A 5,024-nucleotide genomic window follows, 5' to 3' on the forward strand; every position below is an offset into this window, starting at 1 on the left:
CGGCGAATCAGCGCGATGGCGCTGAGCAGCGCCAGAGCCAGGGCGCAGACCAGCATGACCCAGGCGCCGAGGGTGGCCAGGGTGCGGGGATGCATGCCGACGGCGAAGCCGCGGCCGCCGTAGGTGGGGATGACCCAGGTGAGCAGCAGCACCGCGAGGGCGGCGACGCCCAGGCCAGACCAGAAATTCATGCGTAACGATATGGGATTCTCGGACATGTTGTTGTTTGAGCGCCGATTCGGTAACGGGAGGTTGGAAAGCCGTAAAAGCCATGTATCGATTGCAACGACTGTCGATTGAAACAACTGTGAGCTGTGGTGGGATTTGGCGCTACGTTGCACTCTAGTGCACTTTCTGCGAAAGTAAGTGCGCCAGAGTGCACCATCCCGTCTGGCGCACCGGGAGCCCACATGCACGACGACTTCGTCGCCAACCTCAGGCTGTTGTGCAGCTATTACCCTTCCATTGCCGAGGTATGCCGTCGGCTGGATATCAATCGCGCCCAGTTCAACCGCTATCTGAGCGGACGCTATCGGCCTCGGCATGCCGCCATGCGTCGTCTGTGTGCGTTCTTTGGTGTGGAAGAGCACGAGCTCTACTTGCCCCACGAAAACTTCGTTTCTCTGGTGCAGGCGGGGCGGCTGCCGACCGAGTCGACACGCCAGGGAGGAGTCGAGTGGCCGGATGCCTTACTGCAGCGTGGGCGTGAGGGCATGTCCCGCTATCTGGGGCGCTACTTCGAGTACTACCACTCGATGGCCCAGCCCGGGCACATCATTCGCACGCTGGTATGTCTGGAGGAGCGGGAGAGCGGCATCGTCTACCAGCGTACCGAACGCATGCAGGGGGCGAATCAGGCTCGACCTTGCCACAATCGCTATACGGGGGTCGCGGTCAAACTCGCCGACCGCATCTTCCTGACCGATCATGAAACCCTCAATGGCTACGAAGTCACGCATACCATCCTGTTTCCGACCTTCCAGAGCCAGGTGACACGGCTGACCGGGCTCAGGCTCGGCGTGGCGGACAACAGCGAGCGCATGCCTTGCTGCGTGCGGGTGATGTTCGAACGCATCGATGAGCAGGTGGGACTGCGTCGGGCACTGTCGCAGTGCGGTCTGCTTTCGCTCGACGACCCCAGCCTGGACGCCGCACTGCTGGCGGCGGTGCGCAACGATGTGGCGCCGGGGGAGCAGCATTTCCGGGCGCGCCATCAGGGCGAATTTCAGGTTGCGCCTGAAGCTAGCTGAAAGCGTAGACATCCATGGCCAGCACCCCATGCTCCACGCTGTGGTGCAGGCGACTGGCCTCGCCGCCGGCGTTCAGCGCCACTAGCAGCGGCTGGAAGTGCTCCGGTGTGGGGTGGTTGCGGCGGGCCTGAGGCGCGGTTTCCCACGCCAGCAGTGCGTCGCGTTCTCCGCCGGTCAGCTTGTCGTGTACCCAATCGGTGAACTCACCAACCCAGGCCGGCGTCGGTGCGCCCTGTACCTGCATCTCGCTGAGGTTGTGGGTCAGGCTGCCTGAGCCGACCACCAGTACGCCCTCTTCACGCAACACTGCCAGTGTTGTGCCGATATTGATCAGCGCCTGATTCGACCAGGTCACCGGCAGTGACAGCGACACCACCGGCACGTCGGCGGCGGGAAACATCAGCGACAGCGGCACCCAGGCGCCGTGATCCAGGCCCCGCTCAACCGGTACGGCGTTGAGCGTGCGGGCCAGGCGCAGGGCCAGCTCGGGGGCGCCCGGCGCCGGGTACTGGCACTCGTAGAGCTCGCGGGGAAAGCCGCCGAAATCGTGGATGGTCTCGGGCCGCTGGCTGACGCTCACCAGCAGGCGCTCGCTGGCCCAGTGGGCCGAGACCACCACGATGGCTTTGGGTGAAAGTCCGGCGCCGAACTCACGTAGGAAGTCGTGGGCCGGCCCCGGGGTGAGGGCCAGCATGGGCGAGCCGTGGGAAATGAACAGGCTGGGCAACATGGCATAGCTCCTTGAAAAAGCGCCTTGAAAAAGCGCCTTGAAAAAGCTCCTCGATGCCTGGCGCCGCGGGGCGACGCCAGGCAGAGGGCTAGCAGGCAGAGAGGTCAGGCGAAGCGGCGGCTGACGACCAGGCTACCGCTGCCAAGGCCGGCCTGGACCAGCAGGGCGATGGCCCAGAATACCGGGAATTCCCAGCCGCCGCCCGGGTTGGAGAAGACCCAGCCATTGCCGATATGTGCCCAGGCGGCACCGAGCAGGATGGGTACCAGGGCCAGGCTCACCCAGCGGGTGTAGATACCGAGCACCAGCGCCAGACCACCGCCGACTTCGGCCAGAATGGTCAGGTAGGCGATGAAGGCGGGCAGACCGAGCGACTCGAAGTAGCCGACGGTGCCGGGCACGGTGAAGACGAACACCTTGAGTAGGCCGTGGGCCAGAGCCATGATGCCGAGCGACACGCGCAGCAGGGCAGTGGCATGGGCCTGGTTTTGAGACTGGGCTTGAGCTTGAGCCGGTGAAGCGGCAAGCGGGATAGTGGTGGTTTGCATGGGAAGGGCTCCGTTGTTGTCAGGGATGCCTTCACTCTACGCTGTGCTTTGCTCGGGATAATCACTCATTGGCGAACAACTTTATTGCGAAAGAGGCGACAATCCCATCTCCCGCTCCCATTCGGGAGGGTCGCCCCAGGCCTCGGCAAGGTAGTCGAGCAGCCGCTCGACCTTGGCCGGCAGGTGGCGGCGTGCCGGGTAGACGCCGTAGATCCCCAGGGTGACCGGCTCCTCGTGTTGCAGCAGCGGTATCAGACGACCCTCGAGGATGCTCTCGGTGATCAGAAAGCTCGGCTGATGGGCGATGCCCAGTCCGGCCTCGGCGGCATGGGTCAGCACGTCGCCGTTGTTGCTCTCCAGCGGCCCGTGAACCGTAAGGCGCTGCCCGCCGAACTGCCATTCGCTGCCGCCGGTGGTGCGATAACGCAGGCAGCGGTGCTCGGTCAGCTCCTTGAGAGTTTGTGGTTCGCCGTAGCGGGCCAGATACTCGGGCGAGGCGCAGGGCACCAGGCGGCAGCGCGCCAGGCGCCGCGCCACCAGAGTGGAGTCGGGCAGGCTGCCGATGCGGATGGCCAGGTCGTAGCCCTCTTCCAGCAGATCCACGCGGCGGTCGTTGAGGTCGAGGCGTACCTCCAGCGCAGGATGCTCGACCATGAAGCGCGCGATCAGCGGCGAGAGATAGCGCATGCCGAAGGACATCGGACCGTTGACCCGCAGCCGGCCGCACACCTCGGTGCTGCCGGCGCCCAGCTCGGCTTCGGCCTCTTCCAGCGCTTGCAGAATGCCCTGGGCGCTGGCCAGGTAGCTCTCGCCGGCCTCGGTGAGGTGCAGCCGCCGGGTGGTACGCTGCAGCAGGCGCACGCCCAGGTGGCTCTCGAGCTCCATGATCAGGCGCGAGATGCGCGTACGCGACAGGTCCAGCGTTTCCGCCGCGCGGGTGTAGCTGCCGAGTTCGGCGACCCGCACGAAGGCGGTCATGGCATCCAGCAGGTTCATGGTCTCTCCTCGCGCAGCCTCAATAGCCGGTCATTTCCAGATACCCGATGCCTCTCTCATCACCCCCATCTTCGCCGCTGGCGGCATCCCGGGCGATCACTTCGCCTTCCCAGTAGGCCACGCTGGTCTCCATCCAGCGCTCGGCGTGGGGCGCCTCGACGATCAGGTCGAGTTCGGCGCGGGGAATCTCCAGGCGCCAGCGGGTCGGCACTTCGCGCCCCGCCACGCGCCGGGTGGCCAGCGGCGTCATGGCGATCTCGTCCGGGGCCAGCGCGGTGGGCTCGCCCTCGGGACTGATCCAGGTGCCCGAACGGTAGTCGCTGCCGTCGGCGCCGCCCCCGCGCAGTTGGAAGGCCATCAGCTTGTGGCCGCTCGCCAGGTGCAGCGAGAACCAGTCCCAACCCTGCTGCTCGGGGCCCAGCAGCTGGCTGCTCCACTCGCGGTCGAGCCAGCCGCGTCCGCTCACGGCGCGGGTCTCGCCGTCCAGGGTGACCTCGCCTTCCACGCGCCAGAACGGCTGGCTGTAGTACATGGAACCCTGGCCGTCGGCAGATTTCTGGCTGAAGCCTTCCGCGCCGTGCAGCACCAGCGGCCCCTCGGCGACGAGGGTCAGGTCGTAGCCGAAGCCGCCGTGGGCGTCGCCCTGGTGGGCCGTCAGCTGTAGCTCGGTGAAGGTGTCGCCCGGCTCGTCTGAGGTATCGACGCGAGTGGCCAACTGCCAGTGATCGATCCAGGCGCGGAAAGGCTCGGCCACCGCGCCCGCCTGGCCGTCGTCCTGCCCGGAGTGGCTGCGGGCGAAGCGCTCCGCCACCCGGTGGGTCTCCCCCTGGGAGACTGCCATGTGTGCCATCCACAGCTGGTCTGCGGCCCAGGGGCCGGGCTCGGGGCGCTCGCCAGGGGGGATGAGCGCCTGGCGGAACAGGGTCCACTGCAGGCCCAGCGGCTCGCCGTCCTCGTCCTCGAGGTTGGCGGTGAGGTACCACCACTCGATGCGGTAGTCCGGGTGGGCGGCGTGGTCCTCGGGGAAACTCAGGCGGATGCCGTCGTGAGCCTGGGCGAAGTCGCCGGCCTCCTGACCCAGCCCGGCAAAGCCGGCGGTTTCGGTGGATGGCGCTTCCTCGCTGCAGCCCGCGAGCCAGAGTGTCGTCAGTAGCGTCAACAGTGCGGCCGCGCGCTTCATGTCGAGTCCTCCGCCAGCAATGCGCGTGGCGGCGTGCGCCACAGCTTGGTGGCCGGCACGGCGGCAGCGACCAGCGCTACGCCCACTGCGGTGGCTAGCGTAAGCGCCATTTCTGCGGGGAATACGTACAGCGGCAGGCGCCAGCCGAAGGCCGCCACGTTGATCACCGCCACCAGCCCCAGGGCCAGCAGCGTGCCCAGCGGTAGCGCCAGGGCGCCGACGACGAAGGCCGAACCGCCGAGCTGGGCCAGCTGCACCGTCACCAGCTTCCTGCGTGGCACGCCCAGCGCCCACAGTGGCGCCAGCTGATCTCGCGATAT

The 5,024-nt window shown here is 66.8% G+C and carries 6 protein-coding genes and 1 pseudogene; 1 reads left to right on the top strand and 6 read right to left on the bottom strand.

Going from position 1 to position 5,024, the window contains the following annotated elements; all coding sequences use genetic code 11:
- A pseudogene (locus B8115_RS03300) lies at positions 1 to 191 on the bottom strand (hypothetical protein); the annotation flags it as partial.
- Positions 192 to 410: 219 nt separating this feature from the next.
- Here B8115_RS03300 and B8115_RS03305 point away from each other — a divergent pair.
- Entirely contained in the window at positions 411 to 1,250 is an 840-nt protein-coding gene (locus tag B8115_RS03305; RefSeq protein ID WP_010626329.1) for a helix-turn-helix transcriptional regulator, read from the top strand.
- On the opposite strand, the gene B8115_RS03310 is transcribed toward B8115_RS03305, so the two are convergent.
- From B8115_RS03310 to B8115_RS23545, 5 genes are all read right to left on the bottom strand, one after another.
- A complete protein-coding gene (locus B8115_RS03310) occupies positions 1,243 to 1,980 on the bottom strand; it encodes a class III extradiol ring-cleavage dioxygenase (RefSeq protein ID WP_010626330.1) in 738 nt (245 codons plus the stop codon). The two genes, B8115_RS03305 and B8115_RS03310, sit on opposite strands and share 8 nt — an antisense overlap.
- A gap of 104 nt (positions 1,981 to 2,084) precedes the next feature.
- Positions 2,085 to 2,528 (bottom strand): DoxX family protein, encoded by a 444-nt coding sequence (locus B8115_RS03315; protein WP_010626331.1) that lies wholly within the window; start codon positions 2,526 to 2,528, stop codon positions 2,085 to 2,087.
- 81 nt (positions 2,529 to 2,609) lie between these two features.
- Positions 2,610 to 3,524, bottom strand: a complete 915-nt coding sequence (locus B8115_RS03320) for a LysR family transcriptional regulator (RefSeq protein ID WP_010626332.1) — start codon at positions 3,522 to 3,524, stop codon at positions 2,610 to 2,612.
- A 19-nt stretch (positions 3,525 to 3,543) separates the two neighbouring features.
- On the bottom strand, positions 3,544 to 4,704 hold the full coding sequence (locus B8115_RS03325) for a lipocalin-like domain-containing protein (protein ID WP_010626333.1): 1,161 nt from the start codon (positions 4,702 to 4,704) through the stop codon (positions 3,544 to 3,546).
- Positions 4,701 to 5,024, bottom strand: a 324-nt coding sequence (locus tag B8115_RS23545; protein ID WP_010626334.1) for an FtsX-like permease family protein, incomplete at its 5' end; no start/stop codon positions are given. The genes B8115_RS23545 and B8115_RS03325, both read right to left, overlap by 4 nt.

Origin of the sequence: Halomonas sp. KM-1, assembly GCF_000246875.1 — a bacterium.
GTDB lineage: Bacteria > Pseudomonadota > Gammaproteobacteria > Pseudomonadales > Halomonadaceae > Halomonas > Halomonas aerodenitrificans.

What these genes read in the sequence shown, in the direction of transcription:
- B8115_RS03305 (WP_010626329.1), top strand. Translation starts at nt 411, where the DNA reads ATGCACGACGACTTCGTCGCCAACCTCAGGCTGTTGTGCAGCTATTAC.
- B8115_RS03310 (WP_010626330.1), bottom strand. Translation starts at nt 1,980, where the DNA reads ATGTTGCCCAGCCTGTTCATTTCCCACGGCTCGCCCATGCTGGCCCTC.
- B8115_RS03315 (WP_010626331.1), bottom strand. Translation starts at nt 2,528, where the DNA reads ATGCAAACCACCACTATCCCGCTTGCCGCTTCACCGGCTCAAGCTCAA.
- B8115_RS03320 (WP_010626332.1), bottom strand. Translation starts at nt 3,524, where the DNA reads ATGAACCTGCTGGATGCCATGACCGCCTTCGTGCGGGTCGCCGAACTC.
- B8115_RS03325 (WP_010626333.1), bottom strand. Translation starts at nt 4,704, where the DNA reads ATGAAGCGCGCGGCCGCACTGTTGACGCTACTGACGACACTCTGGCTC.